Origin of the sequence: Brevibacillus sp. BC25, assembly GCF_000282075.1 — a bacterium.
Lineage (GTDB): Bacteria > Bacillota > Bacilli > Brevibacillales > Brevibacillaceae > Brevibacillus.
Genome location: NZ_AKIX01000031.1, coordinates 16040 through 40279, shown reverse-complemented (window position 1 = coordinate 40279; position 24240 = coordinate 16040). Strand labels below are relative to the sequence as shown.

Here is a 24240-nt window from a genome sequence, read left to right as displayed (position 1 = left end):
ACTATGTACGCCGTGTAAAGAAGGGCTTGGCATTCAATCCCTGCCAACAAAAAAAGGGCCCCTCCTAAGAGTTGCCCTTTCTTATCCAGAAATTACTTGTCTATTTTAAGTAACGAATCGGGTTTTGATTTCGTCCATTTTGTAGAACCTCAAAATGCAGGTGGACGCCGGTCGATTGTCCAGTAGAACCCTTTACGCCGATTTTCTTTCCTTGGCTAACAACATCGCCGACTTTCGCATTAATGCTGCTCATGTGACCGTACAATGTCTTCATTCCATTGCCATGGTCGATGATAACCGATTTTCCATAGTCACCATTCCAACCAGCGAATGTAACACGTCCATTGTCTGCCGCCATGACAGAACCAGCACCGGCAATATCAATTCCTTTGTGCATGCTGCCCCAGCGTTTGCCGAAGCCACTGCTGATATACCCGCTAGCAGGCCAGCTCAAACGGCCAGTCCCGCGCGATGGAATTACTTTTGTACCGCGCTCCATAATTTTGGTTATAGGCTGCACAGTTACATCTTGTTTGATGACTTTGCGATTAACTACTTGTCCATTTTCTTTCACAACTTCGTACTTAACTGTTTTACTACCATTTTTACCTTCTTGTACGACCTTCGTTTCGCCTTTAGGAACCTTGTCATTATTGTTAATTTGGGTATTAAAAGCAATAACCTCTTGCTGATCTACTTCTTCTTTGACTTGTACAGTAACCAGTGGACGCACTGCGGTTACATTGATTTCTTGTCCCAATTTAAGGACGGTATTTTCCGTAACACCTGGGTTGTTCGCGTAAATATCTTTTGATGTAATGCCGTATTTCTTCGCGATGCAACCGATGCAATCGCCTTCTACGACCGTGTGCTTCATATCCTTGAAGGTGCCTTTTACCAGCAACTCCTCGAGTTTATCGGCAGACAAAATTTGAGATGCATCGATTGTTTCGGTTTGCATCTCTACATTTTCTTTAAATGCGACTTCTTTTACCGGATTTGGTTTGACTGGGACTGTGGACGCTGCTGCTACAACAGCCTTTTTCCCTGTCGTTGCAGGAACTCCGGAATATTTTTGTTTCACTTCAGCCAGTACTTGATCAGCCGATTGCTGGTCTGGCAGGTAACCTACCACTTTGCCGTCAATCGTCAGCTTAACGCCCTGAACCTTGATATCCGCTACGGATGCCAGAGCTTGCACAGCGGCATCATTATTGAACGGTGCCTTGAATTCACGCTCTTCTTTGAATGTGATATAGTCAGCCAATTGCAAGTTGAGGCCTGTTTTTGCCTTTTCCTCTTCCAGCTTGGATGCTGTCCAGTTATGTATCACATTTGGATCATTTACCACGCCAATCTCTTTGCCGTTCACACTGACATGGTAGACAGAATTGACATTGCTTGTGTAATAATATTGTGCCGATGCTCCAGCAGCAATCGTCAATACTAAACCTGCCGCAATTGAAAGCGATTGTTTTTTATGCGACTGGATGTAAGAGCTTGTACGTTTCATAGTACGTTTCGCCAGATCACTGCAATCCCGAACGATTCGTGATGACCGTTCCTGCAGCTTGGCCTTCCATTCTGACCAATGCATAACTTGTCCCTCCTGAAAACAGATACAACTTGCTCGTTCCATTTCCTGAAAATTTTTAATTTATTGACTAGGTCGTAAATCCCATAATTTAGTTTCCATTTATCTGCCAAATTGCCTAAAGAAACCAACTATGTCGACTTTACCATAAGATTAACGACAACATCAAGTGTAAATTGCTGTCGAATAAAAAAATAGACATAGAGTCACTATATGTACAAACAATTGGTAGTATTTATCATATCTGGAGGCTGATATACGTGAAGGAACGTAACATTCTTGCAGGATTTCACACCGAAGATGGTGCCCAAAAGGCAGAAAAAGCACTTCGACAAGCTGGTTTTTCCATCATTCAGATCGACAGAATCGGACAATTCCCTGGTGACGGGAATGAACATATTCTGAATCCCATATCCGGAGATTTTTCCAGCTTGGGCAACCTTACACTGGCAGCTGACTTCCCAAGCGGCAGGGATGCAAGCATCATGGCCGCAGTAAATCCAGACGCCAGCGGCATGGCCGATCGGGGCGATGACAATTTGAATCGCAGTGTCTTGTTAACGGCAGTGGTACCAGAGGAACAAGGTGATCTTGCGACTGAGATCATTCGATCGTATGGAGGCATGATCTAAAATAAATATAGCCATCTTCCCTTAACTGACTAGGAAAGATGGCTTATTTCGTTATGGACATCTGTGACTCACACCTCTTGCATCGAGGTAACGTCTTTTAACGCAAGTCTGCGTATTTTCGTTTTCTCGGCGTCATTTGGTTGTTTGTATGTGGTGATAAAGCATAGGTAGCCATTGTTGAAATGAGTCATGGTTCCCTTGATGACGACGCCATTGATCATCTTTACCTGTACATTTTTGCCCAGCAGCTTCATGGCCTTTTGGTCAAATCCAAAACCCATCATCACTTTTCACCTCTCCATTTCTCCCTATGTCTATCCATATGCCCAGAGGGTGTCGTTTCGTGTCTGTCCCTTGCAAAAAAAAAAGAAAGCTGCCGAATGCTCGACAGCTTTCTTCTATTATATAGTCGATAACTTATCCGTAAATGCCACGAACAATGACCGTTTGTTCACGATCTGGTCCTACGGAGAAGATCGACATTGGAATACCAGTCAGTTGCGTGATGCGCTCAATGTAGTGACGAGCGTTTTCTGGCAAGTCGTTCAGATTGCGAATGCCTGTGATATCCTCTGTCCAACCTGGCAGTTCCTCATAAACTGGTTCGCATTTCGCCAGCAGGTTGAGGTTCGCCGGGAACGACTCGATGACTTCTCCATTGTATTTGTACGCTGTGCAAATACGCAGTGTCTCAATGCCAGACAATGTATCCAGCTTGGTGATCGCCAAACCGGTGATACCGCTGACACGACGAGCATGACGAACGACAACACTGTCGAACCAGCCTACGCGGCGTGGACGACCTGTTGTTGTACCATATTCGAAACCAACCTCACGAATATGGTCGCCAGTTGCATCAGTCAGCTCAGTCAGGAACGGACCGTCACCTACACGCGTCGTGTAAGCTTTTGCAACCCCGATTACTTGGTGGATCTTAGTTGGTCCAACACCAGAACCGATAGTCACACCACCCGCAATTGGGTTGGAGGACGTTACGTAAGGATAAGTACCTTGGTCAATATCGAGCAAAACGCCTTGTGCGCCTTCAAACAATACGCGGTTGCCGCTATCAATGGAATCATTGAGGACAACAGATGTATCGGTTACGTAAGGACGAATGATTTCTGCCAGAGCCAAGTATTCATCCAGAATTTCTTGAAGCTCAAAGCCAGTTGTGTTGTACAGCTTCTCCAGCAGCAAGTTCTTCTCTGCCAGGTTGCGCTCGAGCTTGCGAGCAAACTCATCGCGATCCAACAAATCAGCGATACGAATACCGATACGCGCAGCTTTATCCATGTAAGCAGGTCCGATACCTTTACGGGTCGTACCAATTTTGTTGGCACCGCGGCTATCTTCCTCTACGCCATCCAGCTTGATGTGGTACGGCAGAATCACATGCGCGCGATCACTGATTTTCAAATTGCTTGTAGAAAAACCGAAGCTGTGAATGTAATCCAGCTCTTTTACCAATGCTTTCGGATCGATTACCATACCGTTTCCGATTACGCAGGTCTTGTCACTATAAAAAATTCCGGATGGAATCAAATGCAGCTTATACTTGTTACCATCAAAAATAATGGTATGGCCTGCGTTGTTACCGCCTTGATAACGAGCCACTACCTCTGCACTTTCAGCTAGATAGTCTGTAATTTTACCTTTACCTTCATCGCCCCACTGGGTTCCGACGACAACGACTGTTGACATCGAAAAACACCTCCTGATATTATCATGTCTTTTCGGGCCTGAAACAATCTAAGTTTACTAAACGAGACTCCCCATGTCAACGCTAAATACGAACATTCATATAGTTAGTTCTTAATATGTTCGGCAATTCAATATATAAAAAAAAGCCGGAATTTCTCCGGCTTTTCGTTCATTCCATCTATTAACCTGCTTGATTTCGAAAGCGATGATCCAAGTTAACGAATTTGTTGAATTCTTTCAGGAACGCCAACTCCACCGTTCCGGTCGGGCCGTTACGCTGTTTGGCGATAATGACTTCGATGACATTCTTGCTTTCTGATTCCTTGTCATAGTAGTCATCACGGTACAAGAAGGCAACGATATCGGCGTCCTGCTCAATCGATCCCGATTCACGGATATCGGACATCATCGGTCGCTTGTCCTGCCGTTGCTCTACACCACGGCTCAACTGCGACAGGGCGATAACCGGCACGTTCAGCTCACGCGCGATCCCTTTCAGCGTACGAGAGATCTCAGATACTTCCTGCTGACGGTTATCTCCTTTGCCTCGTCCATGAATCAGCTGAAGGTAATCGATCAGGATCAAGCCCAAGCCCTTCTCTGTTTGAAGGCGACGGCATTTCGCCCGGATGTCCTGTACAGTAACCCCAGGTGAATCGTCGATGTAAATCGGCGCTTTCGCCAGCGTACCGATTGCCATCGTCAGCTTTTGCCAATCATCTTCCTCCAGTGACCCTGAACGCATCCGGGACGCATCCAGATTGCCCTCCGCACAAATCATACGCTGTACCAGCTGAGGAGCACCCATCTCCAAGGAGAAGATGGCTACAGTCTCACCTGCACGGGCCGCTACGTTTTGCGCGAGATTCAAGGCAAAAGCCGTTTTCCCTACGGAAGGACGAGCTGCCAAGATAATCAGGTCACTGCGCTGCAATCCTGCTGTCATCTTGTCCAAATCTGTATATCCCGTAGAAATCCCCGTAATATCACCGCGTCGCTGACTCAAAAACTCAATCCGCTCGTATGTTTCCAGAAGGGCATCACGAATCGGTGTAAAACCACCACTGTTGCGGTTTTGACCGATCTCCATGATGTACTTCTCTGCATCCGCGATGATCTGCGTGACATCATCCTCACGGGAGTATCCGTCATTGGCAATCTTGGTAGCTGTATGAATCAATCGCCGTAGCAGCGATTTCTCTTCTACAATTTTTGCGTAGTATTCGATGTTGGCAGCCGTTGGAACTGAGCTGGCGATTTCCGTGATATACGTAACCCCGCCGACTTCATCCAGCAGCTTGTGATCCTGTAGATCCGCTGTAACCGTAACCAGATCGACAGGTTCGCCTTTTTCATACAGGTCCACCATCGTTTGAAAGATGCGCTGATGCGCTGTCTTGTAAAAATCCTCCGGACGGAGAATCTCAATGGCCGTGATTAAAGCTTCCTTAGACAAGAACACGGCACCCAGTACCGATTGTTCCGCTTCCTTGTTCTGTGGCGGCACACGATCCAAAAACAGGTCGCTCACGTCACACCCCCCACAATTGAGACATTATTCTTCTACAACGTGTACTTTCAGAGTCACGGTTACTTCGTTGTGCAGTTTTACTTTGATTTGCGTCACGCCCAAAGCACGGATTGCATCCATTTCGAGCTTACGCTTGTCTACTTTGATTTTAAACTGATCTTCCAGCGCTTGCGCTACTTGTTTGCTGGAAATTGCCCCAAACAAGCGACCACCTTCGCCTGCTTTTCCTGCTACTTTCACTGTCAGCTCTTCCAGCTTTTTACCCAGCTCCTGAGCATCCAGCTTTTCTTGCTCCTTGCGCTTATCTTCGCTGCGCTTTTGAGCGTCGAGCGTTTTCACGTTGCTATCTGTCGCTTCTTTTACCAGCTTCTTTGGCAACAAGAAGTTGCGTACATAGCCCTCTGACAAATCCTTAACTTCGCCTTTTTTCCCTTGGCCTTTTACATCTTGAAGAAAAATGACTTTCATCATCGTTTCCCCCTTTATATTTTGGCCTATACGACCGAGTCAATCGCTTCTTTCAAACGACGTGTAGCTTCTTTAATTGATATGCCTTGAATTTGTGTCGCAGCACCAGTGAGGTGACCGCCTCCACCCAGCAGTTCCATAATGGACTGAACATTGATGTCGCCCAGAGAACGTCCACTGATCAAGATCGTATCGTCGGATCGCTCTGCAACAACAAACGACGCCTGGATTCCTGACAAAGTGAGTAGCTGCTCAGCAGCTTGCGCCACCTGTACCTGCGTGTAATCCTCAGACGGATCGCCTATGGCAATCGCCATGTTGTCACGGTACGTTTCCGTATTCATGATGATTTTTGCCCGCTTCACATACTGCCCCAGATCTTCCTTCAACAGACGCTGGACAGCCGCGGTATCAGCCCCGTTACGACGAAGGAACGACGCTGCTTCAAAGGTACGTGAACCTGTGCGGAAGGCAAAGCTTTTGGTATCCACCACAATCCCTGCTAACAGTGCCGTTGCAATCAGATTGTCGATATTCAATCGCTCGCTCTGGTATTGCAAGAGCTCCGTGACAAGCTCCGCCGTCGAAGAAGCATATGGTTCCAGATACAAGAGTACTGGCTCAATGAACTCCTCCGAACGTCGATGGTGGTCGATCACCACAATTCGGCTTGTTTCCGTCAACAGCTTCGGCTCAATCACCAGCGATGGTCGATGTGTATCGACGACTACCAGCAACGTGCGGCCGGAGATGAGTCGGATCGCCTGTTCTGGCGTGATAAAGGTCTCAGCCAACTCTTCATTGGCATAAATCTCTTTCATCAGACGCTCGACAGAATGATTGCCCTCGTCCATGACGATATAAGCCGTTTTGTTGTGCAGCTGCACAGCCTTCAATACACCAAGTGATGCCCCAATGGAATCCATGTCAGGCTGTTTATGCCCCATGACGATGACGTGCTCCGCCTCATGAATGAGATCACGCAAAGCATGTGCAATAACACGAGCCCGGACACGTGTCCGCTTTTCCACCGCATTCGATTTCCCACCGTAGAAAGTGAGCTTGTTGCCAATCTTGACAGCGCACTGGTCGCCACCGCGCCCCAATGCGATATCCAAGCTTGATTGCGCCATTTGTCCCAGCTCAATGTAAGTGGTAGCGGCCGCTCCAACCCCGATACTCAGCGTAATCGGAATTTTGTTGTCAGCCGTCATCTCCCGTACTACATCGAGAATGTCAAATCGCGATTCTTCCAATTTATCAAGTGCTTCCCGTTCCATCAGAGCCAAAAACTTGTCGGCCGTGATTCGGCGAAGATATATGCCATGTTTGTTGGCCCACTCTGTAATCACACCAGCCACGCTTGTAGAGAGCAGCGTACGGCTCTGATCATCCATGACTTGTCCGACCTCGTCCAAATTGTCGAGGTGAATGATGGCAAGTGCAGCCTTTTCTCGATGGTAACGAGTCGTCAATTCTTTGAAGTCCGTAATGTCCTTGAAATACAAAAGGCGCTCATCGGACCGCACAATGACCTCGTATACCCGCTCGTTATAAGTAAACTCCAGCCGTTTTTGCTCCGGCTTCCAAACCAGTTGGGGGAATACCTCTTGGAGGCTTTTCCCGATCATGGATTCATCCCCGGACATATGCGTCATATACGGGTTTACCCACTCAATTGCCTTTTCCTCGTTGTATAAAAGAATTCCGATCGGCAGTTCCTGGATAACGCCTTCTCCCGCCTTCTTCACGCGATGGGTGACCGTCGCCAAATACAGGCGCAAGTCTCGTTGGAACCCCTTTTCTGCTTGAAGAGCGTAAAGAACCAAGCCAATCAGGCAAATCATGCCGATCGCCCCGTACATCCAATGGAACAAGGTCAAAATCCCCAACAACAGCAAGCTAAAGCTGAGTGCCAGGACCATGTGCATCCCGTACCAACGCTTTAACAGGAACTTGGGCATTTCCTCAGCCCCTCTTCACTCTTGTTTCCAGTTTTTCACGCAAACGAATTCCTAGGTCAAATATCCCTACTAGACTAAGTATAGTACTTAGGGGTGGAAAAATAAATAGACAGACAACGAGCACAGGAGTCAATCTCTTCCAGCCATACAAATAGGCAGCAAATAGACAAAAACTCAAGCCCTGCAAAACAAAAATAACATCCAGCATGACTTTCAGGTTCATCAAGGCGATTTCCCAAAACGTGCCCTGCATGCTTTCAGCAAACAACAAAAGACTGATCATCGCAATGAAGTAGTAATAAATCAATGATCGCGGGAAGCTCCATTCCCGAATTGGCTTCAATGCTGGAATCGGTCTGCGCAGACGTCGCCCAATCAGACTCGCCAATCCATGAATAATGGCGGTCGATAAAAAGCTGAACATGATAAGACTCGTAGGCAAGACGATTTTACCCAGTTCAAGGAGCTGATCAAACTGCTCTTTTGGCATCATTGCTGGACGCATCTTAGCAACTTCTTGCACGATGGCATTAAAATCAACGTTCATTCCGAATGCCGCGAATGCCAGCATGGAAACGACACTCAAAAAGGCAACGCCTGCCCCCGCCACAATCGCCGGAAGAGCCGCTCCTTTTTTCGCATAAAAAATCCCCATGGCTGAGCCCCAAACCGCACTCGAAAAAGCAAGTGTTGCCGCAAACGGACCAGTAACGATCCAGCCCAGAAACGTAAAGGCAAGGGAGATCCAAACCATGTTAGGTACTGTTCGATTTACTGCCAAAAGGATAAAAGGCAGAGGTATCAGGAAACTGACGAGTCCTCCCAGTATGGTATATGTACCGAGAAACAGCAGCACCAGTGCGATACCCAGCATAAGGGCATTTTCAGCCAAGTGTTTCGTTTTGGACGGCATGTCAGCACCTCATTATTCATGTCTCATGTACACTCTCCATAGAAAACTATGGAAAAAAGAGGGCCACGCAATTGTGCCCCCCTTTTTATAGCTTTTGCAACTTATTCAGCAGTGTAAGGCAACAGTGCTACTTGACGGGATCGCTTGATCGCGATTGTCAGTGCACGTTGATACTTCGCAGAAGTACCAGTTACACGACGTGGCAAGATTTTGCCGCGTTCGCTGATGAACTTTTTCAGCAAATCAATATCTTTATAATCGATGTGCTTGATTTTGTTCACTTTAAAGAAGCATACTTTACGACGCTTATTAGGACGTCCTTTGCGTGCCATGATAGTCCCTCCCTCTTAGGAATGTGAAAGTTATACGATACTAGAACGGCAAGTCATCATCTGAAATGTTGATCGGCTTGCCTGCACTCGCGAAAGGATCACCAAACGGATCATAGTCATTATTTCGTTGACCGGATGGTTTGTTACCGCCACCCATGCCTGGTCCTGGATCGTATCCTGAATTGTCTCCGCCAGATTCATTGCCTCGACCGCCCAAAAATTGAACGTTCTCCGCAACGACTTCCGTCACGTATACCTTTTTACCTTCTTTATTATCATAGGAACGTGTTTGCATACGTCCTTCGATGGCTGCTTGTCTACCTTTACGCAAATAGCTTGCGCACAGGTCGGCAAGTTTTTGCCAAGCGACAATGTTAATGAAGTCCGTTTCTTTCTCTCCCGCTTGATTGGTGCGGGGACGATTAACGGCCACAGTAAAAGTAGCAACGGCAACGCCATTTGGCGTGTAGCGAAGTTCAGGATCTTTCGTCAGGTTGCCGATGAGAATGACTTTATTCATCTTGGTTCCCCCTCTGATCGCGACAATGATTACTTCTCATCACGAACAAACATAAAGCGGATTACGTCGTCATTGATTTTCATCAGACGCTCAGCTTCCGCAACAGCATCGGAGTTCGCTTTGAAGTTCATCAAAACGTAGTAACCTTCACGGAACTTGTTGATCTCGTACGCAAGACGACGTTTACCCATTTCTTGAAGCTTAGAGATTTCGCCACCATAGTTAGTTACAACATCGCTGTAACGAGCTACATTGGATTTTACTTTCTCTTCTTCAAGGTCTGGACGCAATACATACATTACTTCGTATTGGCGCATACCTTTTCACCTCCTTATGGACTTTAGCGGCCCTATTCGGGCAAGGAGCGAGTGCTAAAACGAAACGCACAAAACATGCACTCCATAAATACTCGCATTATCGTATTATAGCAAACCGCCTAGCTCGAATCAAGAATTTCGTACTAAACATTGAAGCGGAAATGCATAACATCTCCATCTGCCACTACGTACTCTTTCCCTTCAAGACGGTACTTCCCACGTTCTCTGGCTACTGCTACAGAACCAGCATCTACCAGATGATCATAAGCAATCACTTCGGCACGAATGAATCCGCGCTCGAAATCAGTATGAATCACGCCTGCTGCTCCTGGAGCTTTTGTACCCTGACGGATGGTCCAAGCGCGTACTTCTTGTACACCTGCAGTGAAATAAGTTACTAATCCCAACAGTTTGTAAGCTGCACGAATCAATCGATCGAGACCAGATTCAGTAAGTCCCAGCTCTTCCAAGAACATTTCTTTGTCTTCGCCTTCTAGCTCAGCGATTTCTGCTTCAACCTTGGCGCTGATAACAACCACTTCTGCGCCTTCACTCGCCGCATGCTCACGAACCGTCTGCACATGCGGGTTGCTGTCTGCATCGTTAATGCCGTCTTCTGCTACGTTGCACACGTACAGCATTGGCTTGATTGTCAGCAGATGCAAATCGCGAATCCATTTGCGCTCTTCGTCATCGAGTTCAACACTGCGAGCAGATTGACCCTCTTCAAATGCTGCTTTCAATTTCTCCAGCACGTCCAGCTCTTGCTTGGATTCCTTGTCGCCGGATTTCACTTTGCGTGCAATGCGGTCAATACGACGATCAACAGAGTCCAGGTCAGCAAAAATCAGCTCCAGGTTGATTGTCTCGATATCGCTCAAAGGATCGACACGACCTGCTACGTGCGTGATGTTCTCATCTTCAAAGCAACGTACAACATGTGCAATCGCGTCCACTTCACGGATGTGTCCAAGGAACTGGTTGCCAAGTCCTTCGCCTCTGCTCGCGCCTTTTACCAAGCCAGCAATGTCCACAAACTCAAACGCTGTCGGAACTACCTTGTTCGGTACAACGATTTTTGTCAGCTTTTCCAGACGCTCGTCTGGCACCTCTACGATCCCTACGTTCGGGTCAATCGTACAGAAGGGGTAGTTAGCCGATTCAGCGCCCGCTTGTGTAATGGCATTAAACAATGTCGATTTTCCTACGTTAGGAAGACCTACAATCCCGCATGATGCACCCATCTATATACACTCCCTTATCATCATCCTGATATCCTTTTAAGTATATAGATTTGGTTTTCAGATTACAATTGTCTCCTTGTGGAAGCTTTTTTTACTTTCTCCTCCTGTGCTCATCATAGCTTCATCTGGTGGGACAAAAAAAGAAATGCTAGACTAGACAAACAGAATCTATTTGCTACGGTAAAAGGAAAGGTAATGAGGTGACTACAAAAATGAAGCTCTTACTTCTCGGTGCCACTGGTCGTGTAGGACGCCATATCCTCGACTATGCATTAAAAGATGGTCATGAAATAACCATTCTCGTTCGCTCAGCAGACAAGCTCCCTCATCTGACTGATGAAAATGTCCGTGTCCTGACAGGAAATGTTCTCGATCAAAAGCATGTTGCATCCGCCATGGGTGGAGTTGACGCGGTCATTAGCGCACTCGGGACAGACAAGGCAACGACGTTATCCGAGGGAACACCCCATATTATTGAAGCAATGAAGCGAGAAGGCGTTTCACGCATTATTACGGTGGGCACCGCCGGCATCTTGCAAAGCAGAGTTTCTCCTGACCTGCTCCGCTATCAATCCAGTGAGTCCAGACAAAAATTGACGCGTGCTGCCGAGGAACATCACAAGGCATACTCGCTCTTGGAACAGTCCGAGCTCGATTGGACCATTGTATGTCCGACTTATTTGCCTGATGGTGAGTATACAGGCACTTACCGGGTCGAGGCTCACCAGTTGCCTGTAGAAGGGATGCAAATTTCCGTTCCCGATACGGCGGAGTTTACGTATCAGCAGCTTTCTACTTCCGAATACATACGAGCACGAGTTGGCATTGCTTATTGATACATACTGAAAAAAACAGGCTCCTATCCGTAATGGAAGGGAGCCTGTTTTGCTTCTGGCGTGTCTTTACTTCTCGTTTACCAGCTTTTCCAGCTCATTCAATGTCTCTTCAAAGATTTCCATTGCTTGCTCGATTGGCTGGGACGTGGACATGTCCACACCTGCTGCTTTCAGCACCTCGATAGGCGGAGCAGAGTTACCCGCTTCGAGGAAGTTTTTGCGAACTCGATCCACTGCTGGCTGACCTTCATCCATGATTTGCTTCGCTAATGCTTGTGCAGCAGCAAAGCTCGTCGAGTATTGATAGACATAGTATTTATAGTTGTAGAAATGGCTTACACGTGCCCATTCCATCCCGATTTCCTCATCGGAAACCATGTCTTTTCCGTAGTACTTTTTATTGATGTCGAGGTAGATCTTCTTGATCGCTTCCGCATTCAGAGATTCCCCAGCTTGCTCCTTCTCGTGAATCGCTCTCTCAAACTCCGCGAACTGCGTCTGACGGAACAGCGTGGAACGGAAGTTTTCCAGATAGTGATTCAAGAGATACATCTTCTCTTCTTTCGTCTTCGCCTTTGCGTACATGCTCTTGAACAGCAGGGTTTCATTCATGGTAGAAGCTACTTCTGCTGTGAAAATTGGGTAGTTAGACGAAATGTACGGCTGGTTTTTATTCGTGTAATACGACTGCATAGCATGTCCCATCTCATGGGCGATGGTATACACATCATCGAGCGTACCTTGGTGATTCAACAGAACGTATGGATGTGTATCATAAGCACCCCATTGGTAAGCACCCGTACGCTTGTCATCGGTGGAATATACATCTGCCCAACCGCCATCCAGGCCGTCAGACATTGCCTTCACATAGTCATCACCCATTACCTGTAACCCATCAACGACGATTTTCTTTCCTTCGTCGAAGGAAATATATTTGTCATCAGACGGAACGATCGGCACGTAAATGTCGTACATGTGCAATTCCTTCACGCCAAGCATTTTCTTTTTCAAAGAAATGTAGCGATGCAGCAATGGCAGATTGTCATTCACCGTATCAATCAGCTCATCATATACCTTCGTCGGTACGTTGTTCGGTGTCAGGCTTGCTTCCAGCGCAGAATCGTAATTGCGTACAGCTGCGTAGAAATTATCGCCCTTTACTTTGGCAGCCAACGTCGATGCAAACGAGTCTTGGAAATTGATCAGTGCACTATAGTACGCCTTGAACGCTTCTCTGCGCACATTTTGATCCTTGCTTTCCAAATAGGAAATGAAATTAGCACGCGTCAACTGAACTTCCTTGCCTGTCTCATCTTTGATTTTAGGGAACCTCACGTCTTTGGACAGCATGCTGTAAATGTTAGTCGGTGCACCGCCCAACGGAGACGATTTCGCCAAGAGCTGCTCCATTTCCGCAGAGAGTGCATACGGCTTCGTTCTCAGCATGTCTTCGATAAACAGCTTGTAAGGCTCTAGCTCCTTTTCGGACAGCAAGCTCTTTATTTTGTCATCGGAAATCGCAACGATTTCAGGCTGTACCCACGAGGTTTTTTCTGTGACAAGCGTGTACATTTTCTCAGCGCGGTCTCCCAGCTTTTGCAGATCAGGATTCGCGGAGTTTACATCGAGAGACATATTTGCGTACACGTATGCTTTGTCATTTAAGCGCATCAATTCAACATAGTCATCGAATGCCGCCTGCATCGCAGCAGAAGATGTACCCAACTTGCCTTGGTGCTTTGTGAAAGCGTTTGCCAAAGATTCAACTTTAGCAACATCCTTTTCCCATTCCTTAACAGTCGGATAAATATGATCCAGCTTCCACTTGTACGCATCTGGGATCTCAGTGCGAGTTTGATAAGAAGGCTTTTCGGCAGCAAGAGCTACCGCCTGCGTGCTGTAAGGAATGAATGGTACGGATACTGTCGACAATGCAATGGCCAAAGCCGTAACTGATGCAAATACTTGCTTCTTCAAATCTCAATCGCCCCTTTTCTTCTATCTATTTTTGCCAAAATTATAAGTGTGTAATTATATTTTCACCTGCCAAATTCCTTCTTACTAATAAAAATTTTTCAAATATTCAATAACAACCGTCAATTTATCCAGAGAAAATCGCCTTTTGTGGATAAGTCTGTGGATAAGTATTTGCTGACAACTTTTTATTCCCCACAGCGTTTGCAGACACTCCTTTTCTTCGTAAAAAGTTGTCCACATTTTCTGTGGATATGCTGTGTATAACTTATTTTCTTGGAACTGGGGCATCCGCCTATACCTCGTTGTGGGTTCCTACATAGCATGAGTATTGAAACTACGGTAGGAGGTGTTAGCAAGTGGGTATCTTTAACGGCTTCGACGATTTCGCGCTGATCTTGGTTCTGTTCATCCTTCTCGTTATCGTAGGTTGCGACTGCGACTAACCTACTCCGCTGCCATCCAGCCTATCTGAAGGTAAGCTTGCATCCTCAGCAGCCTTACCTTCTCCAATTCCACATAGATCATAGCCAAGGCAATGCAGCCTAGGGATAATGATCAGTCATAACCTAAGTACCATCACCGGGAGATACATTGGATCGTACAAAAGGAAAAAGGATGCGCCTCTATTGGCTGCATCCTTTTTTTTTTACCCACATACTTGGACTATTTCGACCCAGTCTGAAAAGTTATCCACTGCGCTTGATTTACATTACCTGCTGTGTCCTTAACTAAACCCGCAATGAGACTTACCTGATATCTCGTATATGGCTGCCATTTTCCTTTTGGCTTCACAGACAACATCCGCTTGCTTTTGTTCCACGTAATCGTATGCGGAACGATATCCCCTTTTTCATCCGTCACACGAACTAATGGCCCGGCCGTTTTGCTGGAGAGGGCTCCACCACCAACCAAAGCAATCTCTTCTGCAAACTGGAGTGTCACTTTATCCTGGAGCTTTACATTTTTAGCTCCGTGACCCGGCAATATGACTGTTTGTGGAGCGATATTATCCACAGGTTTTTTCGTTTGAAATGAGCTGGTCAGCTCTGGATTCAAATTGCCTCGCTGATCCTTCACTTTTTTGGCCAGCAAGCTTACTCGATAAGACGCCCCTGCTTCCAGATTTCCTACTGGATCAATCGTCATGCTTCGATCTGTTTTGTTCCATTTTGCCGTAAAACGAACTTTCTTTTTTTTCGAATCCGTGAGCGAAATGATCGAGAAACCAGACTTATCGGAGAGCTCTTGCCCATTTTTTAACGAAACCGGCCCTGAAAATGTCAGTCTAATGATTTGATCCGGGTCTATTTCCGCCGATTTGTCAGCCGGGGTTATTCTCACTCCCCATTCGTTTGCCGACTTTGCCCACACTCCCTGTGATGGAAGTAGGAAAATCGCAAGCACTACTACCCATTGCAACCACCGAACACTCATCTTTATCATCGAACCCCTCCCGTCTAAAACGACAAAGTCGATCCCTGAAGCATATAAGCGCGTCGCTTCATCGTTTACAGGCATTGTAGAAAAAGACAGATGGGTTGATCAAAGAAATATGGTCTATGCTTGCGGTTCTTCCTCCGCGCGAATCAGTATCTTTTTCAGCTTGCGTTCAAATTCTAGTCGTCCAATCATCACACTATGATCGCAACCCGTACATTTGATTCGCACATCCATGCCCATGCGTATGACCTTCCACGCATTCGTGCCACATGGATGTGGCTTTTTCATCTGTACGACATCCCCCAGCCCAAATTGCTTGCGTTCCATTTCTCTTTCTCCTCTCTACACTGTTCCCTTTCCAGACACCGCGACGATTTTTGGATACGGAATTTGAATGCCTCGGTTGGTTAATTCCGTTCTGATTTTCGCACGCAAATTTCGATTGACCCCGTGATGCGTGTTCGGCTTGCACTCAGCCGTAACCCGAATGATGACTTCGGAAGGTCCCAGTGCGTGCACTCCCAAAATCTGTGGCTCAGCTACGATATCCGTCAATTCTGTTTGAGCCGATGCCAATACTTCTTTGAGCACAGACTCAACTTGGTTCAGATCTTCTTCATACGCTACAGATACGTCGACAACCGCTAACGTATTTTGCAAAGAAAAGTTCGTTACTTGATTAATCGTGCCGTTTGGAAAGATGTGTACCTCACCCGTCCAGCTTCGCACCTTTGTAATGCGCAGACCAATCTCCTGTACCGTGCCCGTCAAATTGTTGATCGTTACGACGTCTCCGACAGCAAATTGGTCCTCAAAAATAATGAAGAATCCCGTAATGATATCACGAACGAGACTCTGCGCCCCAAAACCAACTGCCAGCCCCAGTACCCCTGCGCTTACCAAAACAGGGCGCAAATCAATGCCCAACAGCTGCAAGATCATGAGAATCGCCAAAAAGTAAATGCTGTACTGAACGACATTGTTGACGAGCACCCGCATCGTGTCCACTCGGCGTTGATCCATTTGAATCTTGCTTCCATGGCGGTGCTGGAACACTTTATTTACGCCTGATTGCACAACGGAAACGACAATTCGAGATAGCAGGATGATCGCTACGATTTTCAGTACAGCCATCCCTATATTTACCCACATATCTGCATCTGCCACATACGCATATACTTGGGCATAAATTCTCTCAAAAAAACCAGCTTGCTTCATTCCTCCCGCTCCTTCTGCTCCCCGTTTTCGTCGACCTCGCTATACTGGCCAAAAAACTGACGGAAGTATCCTCGTATTACCACTTGTTGTTCCATCATGATTGTTTTCGCTCGTGAGTAATCCGACAGTGGGAACTCAATGGAAAGTGCACAGCCTGCCGTTATTTCTTTTGGCGTTGGTCTTGTATCGATCTCAATATCTTCGTACTCCAGCAGCATTTCTGCCCGCAAGGCTTGCTGCGTGGAATCAAACGCGATCAGCACCGTCTCTCCTCCCATTTCACTCCCCCTCATCTTTTTCACACAAACTACCATAGGCTCCTCTTATTTTACCTGTTCGTTTTCATGCATGCCAGCCTCGCTGAGTTTTCAAAACCTACGTAACTTTCCCATTAGCAGGTATAAAAATGTCATATAGGTACGATACTGTGAATACTTTTATATAACCTTTTACAGGTTGGTTTAAGCCAAGTCGGCAAGAGTGGGGGTTTCCATGAGTACATCCGATAATCGCAAGGATTATTCTTTGCCACCTTTTAAAGTGGAATACCGCAGTGAAAACGCAGACGAGCATCTCGCCGGTCACCTTGCACAGCGCTTTCGCTTAAATCGGTTCGATGACGACCTTGTCATTGTATGTATTGGGACAGACCGTTCTACTGGTGATGCTCTAGGCCCATTAGTAGGAACCAAGCTCATCGCACAGTCACCTCGTTTTTTGCAAGTGTACGGAACGCTTGAGGACCCTGTACACGCCATGAATCTCAAGGAAAAATTAGAACTCATCCATGCGAATCATCCGACAGCTACACTCATTGCAGTTGATGCCTGTTTAGGTCAATTTAGCCACGTCGGAAACATCAATGTAATTAATGGTCCACTAAAACCAGGCGCTGGTGTAAAAAAAGAGCTGCCTCCTGTTGGTTCCTTCCACATTACCGGGATTGTCAACGTAGGAGGATTCATGGAGTATTTTGTCCTTCAAAATACCCGCCTCTCCATCGTAATGAACATGGCAGATATCATAGCTTCCGGACTGGCAAAAGCCGTAACACTGGCTTCTACGCCTAGTCGATTCGATAGTGTCTTATATGATTGACCGTTTTTCCCTGCAAAAGGTTCCATCCCTCTTTGGAAAACTTGCTTTTCGATCTGTTCTCTCCCTCAACGGATGACAGGTCTATTTTTTTTACACAAAAATCGTCAGGCGCTTTTCGATCACTTGAGCACTGATCGGCGTTGGCGCTACGCTTTCTCCATCTGCGTGGACAGGCAGCTGTCCTGCTGCTTGTAACGTTACCTGCTTGCCCCTATAAAAACGGACACCCGGATGATGACGGTGAGCTCCTGTGAATATTTTCGGAAAAGCAGCTAACAATCCGAGTCGACTCATACCACTTACTACGCAAATGTCCGCAATGCCATCGTCCGGTATAGCATCGGGACAGATTAGCATTCCGCCTCCGTAATTCGGAATATTGGCAGCGACAACTAGCCAGACAGCCTCTAAACGAACCTCATGACCATCAACGTTCAGTACGATGTCACGTGGCTGATACGTACATACGACGCGAATCACCGATATAATGTAGGCGAGTGCTCCTAGCTGGTACCGATTCAGCCAAGCTTTGTACACAGCTTGATCCGTTATCTTTGCTACCTGTGCATCGAATCCGGCCCCGATTGAATTCACAGCTACTTTTCCATTCAATAAAATCAGATCGATTCTCTTTTCCCCTTTTTCCGACAGAATTCGCTCTAATGCCTGTAACGGTTTCATCGGAATTCCATGTCCGCGAGCGAAATCATTCCCGGAACCAGCCGGTACCATTCCAAATCGACAATCTTGGTTCGATTCGTATATCCCGTTTATCACGCCTCGGACCGTTCCATCCCCTCCGACAGCAATGATTTTATTTACTCCCTCTTTTTGGATCAGCTCTTTTGATAATTTTTCGGCGTCCCCCTCTCCTGATGTCAACCTGACATGAAAAGGCGCTCCTAGACGTCGTAGCGTCGGCTCAATTTGCCTCCATACTTTCAACCCTGTGCCATTACCTGATACAGGATTGACGATTACACCCAACATAATCATTCTCTCCCCAACATGCTGTCGTACTGTACTGTCCCGTCCTACTTATCCATACTTGCTCGCAAATCAAGTTTTTGTATCATATTATCGCATGCTATTTTTATCGATGATAGTTGATTTTTCATAAAAAAGACTCCTCCCGAAGGAAGAGCCTTTATGCCAACTATGAAAACAGCTTTGAAACCCAATCGATAAAGGGAACTCCGACTGCTGCGATCACTAATGCTGGCATCATGTTGGCTACCCTTATTTGTTTGATCTCCAAAACGTTTAACCCAATGGCAATAATCATCAAGCCACCTACCGCCGTTACTTCTACCAGGATGGCATCCAGCATCGTTTCGCTCACCACACTGTAAATGCTCGTAGATAATAACGCAATCATGCCTTGATATAAAAACACGGGCACTGCCGAAAAGATGACACCGATTCCTAGCGTTGATGCGAAAATGATCGCAGAGAATCCATCTAGCATTGCTTTCATAAACAGTACTTCGTGGTTGTTACGCAAACCACTGTCCAATGAACCGAGTACAGCCATGGCACCAATACAGTACACCAACGTCCCCGTGATAAAACCAGTGGCGATACTGCCTTGGCTCCCCCCGACTTTCCTCTCCAGCCAGTGCCCCAGATTGTTTAGGCCTTTTTCAATCCCAATCCATTCACCTAGTACTGTTCCTAGCACAATACTGATAATCACAAGTAAAAAGTTATCCGAACCCAGGCACATTTTAATGCCCAATACGAATACGGCCAGAGCAATTCCTTGCATGACGGTTTGTCGCATCGACTCCGGAATTCGCTTCAACATTCTGCCTAACAATGCCCCTAAGATGATTGCTCCGGCGTTGACCAATGTTCCCAGCAAGATCACTTGCGCTGTCCCCCTACAGATGCCTTACCCTTACACAAACGCTGCTGCTATTTCCCGAACAGCGTTATGAAGCGCTTCTACATCTTTCTCTGAGTTGAAAATTCCAAAGCTGGCTCGAACCGCTCCACGTTGTTCTGTACCGGCAGTCTGGTGACCCAATGGCGTGCAATGAAAACCCGATCTGGTCGCAATCCCGTATTGTTGATCCAGGATAAACGATACCTCAGCTGCATCCACCTCTCCGATATTAAAAGCAACCACACCCACACGTTCGATCTCAATCCCCGGTCCGTAGACATGTACACCCTCGATTTGCTGCAATCCAAGGATCGTTTGTTTCACCAATTCCCATTCATGCTGACAAATGTTGTCCACACCTTTTTCCATGACAAAATCAACGCCTGCTTGCAGCCCTGCCAAACCAACCGTATTGAGTGTCCCGCTTTCGTATCTGTCTGGACGAGTTGTCGGTTGATCGATCGCTTCAGACTGACTGCCTGTCCCCCCATGAATCAAGGGCTCAAGATCAATATCACTACTCACGTACAAACCACCTGTACCTTGTGGACCATACAGCCCTTTGTGCCCAGGAAAAGCAAGCATATCAATATTCATTGCCTCTACATCAATAGGCAAAACACCAGCAGACTGAGAAGCATCCACCAAAAACGCAATTCCGCGCTCTTTTGCCAGTTTCCCCAGTTCGGCAACAGGCAGGATGACACCTGTCAGGTTGGAAGCATGGCTCACAACGATTAACCGCGTTGAGGGCGTAATTGCCTTGGCAAAATCCTCTACATAGAATTGATGGTCTTCTCTTGGCTCTACAAAAGTAGCTTCTACTTGGTTGTTTTTGCGCATGAACTCGATGGGACGTCTTACCGAATTATGCTCAACAGACGAAGAAATAACATGATCGCCTGCTTGTAAGAACCCTTTTATCGCCTGATTAAGCGCTTGAGTGGCATTGAGATAAAAAAAGAGGTTATTCGGGTTTTGAATCCCAAACAACCGCGACACTTGCACCCGTGTCCGAAACACAGCTTTACTCGCTTTCATCGCCAGTGCATGTCCACCTCGGCCAGGATTTGCAGCAAAATCCTCGATGACCTCCGCCATCATTTCTTTGACTGCTGGTGGTTTCGGCCATGTAGAAGCTGCATTATCCAAATAGATGATCGCCATGACTACCTCCTGGACTTACTTCTCTGTGTTCAACATCTCGATGATTCGCTCTAAATCTTCCTGTGAATAGAAGTCAATTTCGATCTTGCCGCGCTTCGATCCTTTTTTAATCTTGACCGATGTTCCAAAACGACTGCGTAGCCGTTCCTCCATCTCGATCAAAACTGGCTCATTTTTCGCTGGCTTTTTCTTTTTTGTTTCACGTGAAACATTGAGCTGCTTCACAATCTCTTCCAGCTGACGAACACTCAATCCTTTTTCCACCACGTCATTTGCAAGCTGTTGTTGTACTTTCTTATCCGTTACCCCAAGCAAAGCACGCGAATGTCCCATGGATAGTTCGGCTGCCGAGACCATTTTTCGGATCTTCTCTGGCAGTTGCAGCAAACGCAGCATGTTGGCTACATGCGGTCGACTCTTCCCTATCTTTTGTGCAAGCTGTTCTTGCGTATAATCATGGTGAGAAATCAGCTTGTCATAAGCCTCAGCCTCTTCGAGTGGATTCAGATTTTCCCGTTGCAAGTTCTCAATCAGGGCAATCTCCATTAATTGCTGATCTGTGTACGCCTTTACTACTACCGGAACCTCTTTTAACCCCGCTACTTTTGCAGCACGCAATCGTCTTTCCCCAGCTACCAGCTCATAGCCTTTGATGCTTTTCCGAACAATGAGCGGTTGGATGATCCCATGCTCTTTGATCGACTGTGCTAGTTCTTCGATAGCTGATTGTTCGAATTCTTTCCGGGGCTGATAAGGGTTAGGACGAATCTCATTGATGGAAACCTCTTTTACCTGTTCCCCTTCTTCGATGAGATTGGAAGTAATAAGTGCATTCAGCCCTTTTCCCAATCCTCTACTCATACCCCTACCACTTCCTTCGCCAAATCAGTATAGACTTCCGCTCCTCGTGAGCGTGGATCGTACGTAATGATGGCTTGTCCGTGTGACGGTGCTTCACTCAAGCGAACATTTCGAGGAATAATTGTCTTGTATACTTTGTCCTGAAAATACTTTTTCACTTCTTCAATCACTTGTAAACCGAGATTCGTACGTGCATCGAGCATCGTCAGCACGACACCTTCGATAGCAAGCTGTGAATTCAAATGTTTTTGGACCAAACGAATGGTGTTCAACAGTTGGCTTAATCCCTCTAGCGCATAGTATTCACACTGGATTGGAATTAAGACGGAATCAGATGCTGTTAAAGAATTAACGGTCAAAATCCCTAAGGATGGCGGGCAATCGATGATGACGTAATCGTACTTGTCTTTGACTACTTCCAGCGCCTTTTTTAGACGAACCTCACGAGAAATCGTAGGAACCAGCTCGATTTCTGCACCTGCCAATTGAATGGTGGCAGGAATGATCATTAATCCTTCAATTTCAGTTGGCAAAGTCGCATCGACGGGGTTGATATCATTGATCAGGACATCATAAATGCAGTACTTAACATCTGCCTTATTTACCCCGATCCCACTGGTTGCATTTCCTTGTGGATCAATATCAACCAGCAGCACCTTTTTCCCCAATGCGGCCAAACATGCACTTAGATTGACGGACGTAGTCGTTTTCCCGACGCCGCCTTTCTGGTTCGCAACCGCAATGATTTTTCCCAACTTCTCCACCTCTTTTTTGTCGTGTAGGAAAGCTTGTGGCTTGACCATTACACTCTCCAGTACGTCTTTCAAAGTCATCTTCTGTATCCTCATCTAGTTAGTCATTCGAGTCTATTTACGATTTGCTCGTATTCTTGTAAAACGATGATCTTTTATACAATTTCCTTCGTTCACTGCCATTCAGTAACCTTTACATGGCTGTACATGATAAGACGAAAAAATCTCTGCTAAGTTATCCTCATTTATTATCGAGTAAACCTGCAAGTATGCACAGGTTGGTACCTTCCATGTTATCAGATTTGCAGCTTAGTCGTACGCTGTTTTTTTAGAGAGTGAGACAAAAAAGCCTGATTTTTGTCCCGAAAATGCCGATTTTCCTGGCTTTTTTGTGGAAAATGCATATTTTTGGAAATTAAATACTACCGAAAGTCTCATTTTCCTATAAATAATCAGCATTTGCCCAAAAAGAAAGGCGACCTTGTCGCCCTTTTTTGTTACCATCACATTTATTTTCCTGTTTCCTTGTTTTTCGGAATACGAATGGTGAATTGATAGAATTCATCATGATCTTCTTCCGCTGTCTCTACAGGTAGGCCTGTCTGGATCACCATATCGATCGATTGTCGAACTGTATTAATTGCAATCCGCGTATCTCTTGAAAATGCTTTCCAGCGAGGCTTCGCATCTTTTTCCGATTTAGGGTTCTCAGCCAATTCTAGAATCTGCTTCACGCGCACTTCCGTCTGTTTCACATTCCATTCCCGCTCCAAGATCTCCAGCAGGACCTTATTTTGTAATTCTGGATCTTTTAACGGAATCAGAGCCCTTGCATGACGCTCTGTTACTTGTCTAGACAACAAGGCATTTTGAATTTCTTGCGGTAAATGGAGCAAGCGCAGTTTGTTTGCGATTGTCGATTGTCCTTTGCCTAAACGTTGAGCAAGACTCTCTTGCGTCAAATTGTGCAAATCAATCAGCTTTTGATATGCGACTGCCTCTTCAATGGCTGTCAAACCTTCTCGTTGCAAATTCTCAATCAATGCGATAGAGGCTGTTTGCGAGTCATTAAACTCTTTGACAATCGCAGGAATCCTCTCCATGCCCAATTTTCTAGTTGCACGCAAACGTCGTTCCCCAGCAATCAATTCATAACGACCATCGCGAACCCGCACGACAATCGGTTGAATGAGCCCATGAGTTCGTATCGTTTGACACAACTCATCAATTTTCTCGTCATCAAATACAGTACGAGGTTGATAAGGATTCGGTACAATGTCCTCAACTGGTATTTGTTTGATTTCTTCGTTATCTGTCTTGTCCGTCAAGCCAAAAATCCGAGAAAATGAATCTTTAACTGCCATAGAAAAATCCCCCACTTCTACCCGTTCCATCCGTGCTATTTTAAAGTCTTTGAAAAGGTGTTCAGAAAGTCATTTTTGATCACGAAGTAATCCTGAAAGATTGTGCAACAACGAAACTAGCATTCACCTTCGAAAGCTGGGCGCTCATGTAGCTACTCTACATTCCGCTCCTCCTTCTTCAGCTTCTCGCCGCTTTCTTCGTGCTGAAAAGACAACTTTTTGAATACGTCCTAGAAACTGAAAAAGGTCCTGTCCAATCAACGACAGAATCTTCCTAGAAACATTTTGTATCCCCTGCCCATCCATTGTGCGGATATGACAGATTGAATATGTTCTTTGAGTGTTGCTGCTAAGGAAAAATGGCATATTGGCGTCGTAAGTGAGTTTAGTCCTACTCTTTTAACATAGGTCCTCCTCTTA

26 protein-coding genes are annotated in these 24240 nt (G+C 46.2%); 4 read left to right on the top strand and 22 right to left on the bottom strand.

What is annotated here, in order from left to right; all coding sequences use genetic code 11:
* Positions 1-100: 100 nt before the first annotated feature.
* Positions 101-1597: a peptidoglycan DD-metalloendopeptidase family protein gene (locus PMI05_RS08970; RefSeq protein WP_007720202.1), complete on the bottom strand. Its 1497-nt coding sequence runs from the start codon at positions 1595-1597 to the stop codon at positions 101-103.
* A 173-nt stretch (positions 1598-1770) separates the two neighbouring features.
* Here PMI05_RS08970 and PMI05_RS08965 point away from each other — a divergent pair, with 173 nt between their 5' ends.
* Complete coding sequence (locus tag PMI05_RS08965; RefSeq protein WP_052006419.1) at positions 1771-2226, top strand: hypothetical protein; 456 nt, start codon at positions 1771-1773, stop codon at positions 2224-2226.
* Positions 2227-2294: 68 nt separating this feature from the next.
* Here the strand turns inward: PMI05_RS08965 and PMI05_RS08960 are convergent, their stop codons facing one another.
* From PMI05_RS08960 to ychF, 10 genes are all read right to left on the bottom strand, one after another.
* Positions 2295-2510 carry a hypothetical protein gene (locus PMI05_RS08960; protein ID WP_007720197.1) on the bottom strand — a complete coding sequence of 72 codons (216 nt, stop codon included), beginning with the start codon at positions 2508-2510 and terminating at the stop codon, positions 2295-2297.
* Between the two features lie 133 nt (positions 2511-2643).
* Positions 2644-3930 (bottom strand): adenylosuccinate synthase, encoded by a 1287-nt coding sequence (locus PMI05_RS08955; protein ID WP_007720196.1) that lies wholly within the window; start codon positions 3928-3930, stop codon positions 2644-2646.
* 181 nt (positions 3931-4111) lie between these two features.
* Positions 4112-5461, bottom strand: a complete 1350-nt coding sequence (dnaB, locus tag PMI05_RS08950) for a replicative DNA helicase (RefSeq protein WP_007720194.1) — start codon at positions 5459-5461, stop codon at positions 4112-4114.
* 24 nt (positions 5462-5485) lie between these two features.
* Entirely contained in the window at positions 5486-5929 is a 444-nt protein-coding gene (gene rplI / locus PMI05_RS08945) for a 50S ribosomal protein L9 (RefSeq protein ID WP_007720193.1), read from the bottom strand.
* A gap of 26 nt (positions 5930-5955) precedes the next feature.
* Positions 5956-7893: a DHH family phosphoesterase gene (locus PMI05_RS08940; RefSeq protein WP_007720189.1), complete on the bottom strand. Its 1938-nt coding sequence runs from the start codon at positions 7891-7893 to the stop codon at positions 5956-5958.
* Positions 7894-7897: 4 nt separating this feature from the next.
* The gene (locus PMI05_RS08935; protein ID WP_007720188.1) at positions 7898-8806 is read right to left on the bottom strand and encodes a DUF2232 domain-containing protein; all 909 of its coding nucleotides are present in this window, start codon (positions 8804-8806) and stop codon (positions 7898-7900) included.
* 101 nt (positions 8807-8907) lie between these two features.
* A complete protein-coding gene (gene rpsR / locus PMI05_RS08930) occupies positions 8908-9138 on the bottom strand; it encodes a 30S ribosomal protein S18 (RefSeq protein WP_007720187.1) in 231 nt (76 codons plus the stop codon).
* Positions 9139-9178: 40 nt separating this feature from the next.
* Complete coding sequence (locus tag PMI05_RS08925) at positions 9179-9658, bottom strand: single-stranded DNA-binding protein (RefSeq protein WP_007720185.1); 480 nt, start codon at positions 9656-9658, stop codon at positions 9179-9181.
* Positions 9659-9687: 29 nt separating this feature from the next.
* Entirely contained in the window at positions 9688-9975 is a 288-nt protein-coding gene (gene rpsF, locus PMI05_RS08920; protein WP_007720183.1) for a 30S ribosomal protein S6, read from the bottom strand.
* Between the two features lie 143 nt (positions 9976-10118).
* A complete protein-coding gene (ychF, locus tag PMI05_RS08915) occupies positions 10119-11219 on the bottom strand; it encodes a redox-regulated ATPase YchF (protein ID WP_007720182.1) in 1101 nt (366 codons plus the stop codon).
* 212 nt (positions 11220-11431) lie between these two features.
* On the opposite strand from ychF, the gene PMI05_RS08910 reads away from it, so the two are divergent.
* On the top strand, positions 11432-12055 hold the full coding sequence (locus PMI05_RS08910) for an NAD(P)-dependent oxidoreductase (RefSeq protein WP_007720181.1): 624 nt from the start codon (positions 11432-11434) through the stop codon (positions 12053-12055).
* 66 nt (positions 12056-12121) lie between these two features.
* Here PMI05_RS08910 and pepF read toward each other — a convergent pair whose 3' ends face one another.
* Positions 12122-14032, bottom strand: a complete 1911-nt coding sequence (gene pepF, locus PMI05_RS08905; RefSeq protein ID WP_007720180.1) for an oligoendopeptidase F — start codon at positions 14030-14032, stop codon at positions 12122-12124.
* Positions 14033-14388: 356 nt separating this feature from the next.
* On the opposite strand from pepF, the gene PMI05_RS29900 reads away from it, so the two are divergent.
* Entirely contained in the window at positions 14389-14475 is an 87-nt protein-coding gene (locus PMI05_RS29900) for a YjcZ family sporulation protein (protein WP_017246824.1), read from the top strand.
* A gap of 220 nt (positions 14476-14695) precedes the next feature.
* Here the strand turns inward: PMI05_RS29900 and PMI05_RS08890 are convergent, their stop codons facing one another.
* The 4 genes from PMI05_RS08890 to PMI05_RS08875 form a co-directional block, all read right to left on the bottom strand.
* Positions 14696-15475: an Ig-like domain-containing protein gene (locus PMI05_RS08890; protein WP_007720178.1), complete on the bottom strand. Its 780-nt coding sequence runs from the start codon at positions 15473-15475 to the stop codon at positions 14696-14698.
* Between the two features lie 114 nt (positions 15476-15589).
* Positions 15590-15799: a DUF951 domain-containing protein gene (locus PMI05_RS08885; RefSeq protein WP_007720174.1), complete on the bottom strand. Its 210-nt coding sequence runs from the start codon at positions 15797-15799 to the stop codon at positions 15590-15592.
* A 15-nt stretch (positions 15800-15814) separates the two neighbouring features.
* Positions 15815-16690, bottom strand: coding sequence for a mechanosensitive ion channel family protein (locus PMI05_RS08880; protein WP_007720170.1), 876 nt, complete (start codon positions 16688-16690; stop codon positions 15815-15817).
* Positions 16687-16968, bottom strand: a complete 282-nt coding sequence (locus tag PMI05_RS08875) for a DUF3343 domain-containing protein (RefSeq protein WP_007720168.1) — start codon at positions 16966-16968, stop codon at positions 16687-16689. The genes PMI05_RS08880 and PMI05_RS08875 overlap by 4 nt, the downstream gene beginning before the upstream one ends.
* 214 nt (positions 16969-17182) lie before the next feature.
* Here PMI05_RS08875 and yyaC point away from each other — a divergent pair, with 214 nt between their 5' ends.
* Positions 17183-17788 (top strand): spore protease YyaC, encoded by a 606-nt coding sequence (gene yyaC, locus PMI05_RS08870; protein ID WP_007720159.1) that lies wholly within the window; start codon positions 17183-17185, stop codon positions 17786-17788.
* A 90-nt stretch (positions 17789-17878) separates the two neighbouring features.
* On the opposite strand, the gene PMI05_RS08865 is transcribed toward yyaC, so the two are convergent.
* The 6 genes from PMI05_RS08865 to noc all read right to left on the bottom strand — a co-directional run bounded on the left by PMI05_RS08865 (position 17879) and on the right by noc (position 23820).
* Positions 17879-18778, bottom strand: coding sequence for a diacylglycerol kinase family protein (locus PMI05_RS08865; RefSeq protein WP_007720157.1), 900 nt, complete (start codon positions 18776-18778; stop codon positions 17879-17881).
* Positions 18779-18944: 166 nt separating this feature from the next.
* Complete coding sequence (locus tag PMI05_RS08860) at positions 18945-19658, bottom strand: DUF554 domain-containing protein (protein WP_007720154.1); 714 nt, start codon at positions 19656-19658, stop codon at positions 18945-18947.
* A gap of 30 nt (positions 19659-19688) precedes the next feature.
* A complete protein-coding gene (locus PMI05_RS08855; protein WP_007720150.1) occupies positions 19689-20843 on the bottom strand; it encodes an aminotransferase class V-fold PLP-dependent enzyme in 1155 nt (384 codons plus the stop codon).
* A gap of 15 nt (positions 20844-20858) precedes the next feature.
* Positions 20859-21704 (bottom strand): ParB/RepB/Spo0J family partition protein, encoded by an 846-nt coding sequence (locus PMI05_RS08850; protein WP_007720148.1) that lies wholly within the window; start codon positions 21702-21704, stop codon positions 20859-20861.
* Positions 21701-22459 (bottom strand): ParA family protein, encoded by a 759-nt coding sequence (locus PMI05_RS08845; protein ID WP_015894094.1) that lies wholly within the window; start codon positions 22457-22459, stop codon positions 21701-21703. Before PMI05_RS08845 ends, PMI05_RS08850 begins: the two co-directional genes overlap by 4 nt.
* Before the next feature lie 506 nt (positions 22460-22965).
* The gene (noc, locus tag PMI05_RS08835; RefSeq protein WP_007720143.1) at positions 22966-23820 is read right to left on the bottom strand and encodes a nucleoid occlusion protein; all 855 of its coding nucleotides are present in this window, start codon (positions 23818-23820) and stop codon (positions 22966-22968) included.
* Positions 23821-24240: the final 420 nt, after the last annotated feature.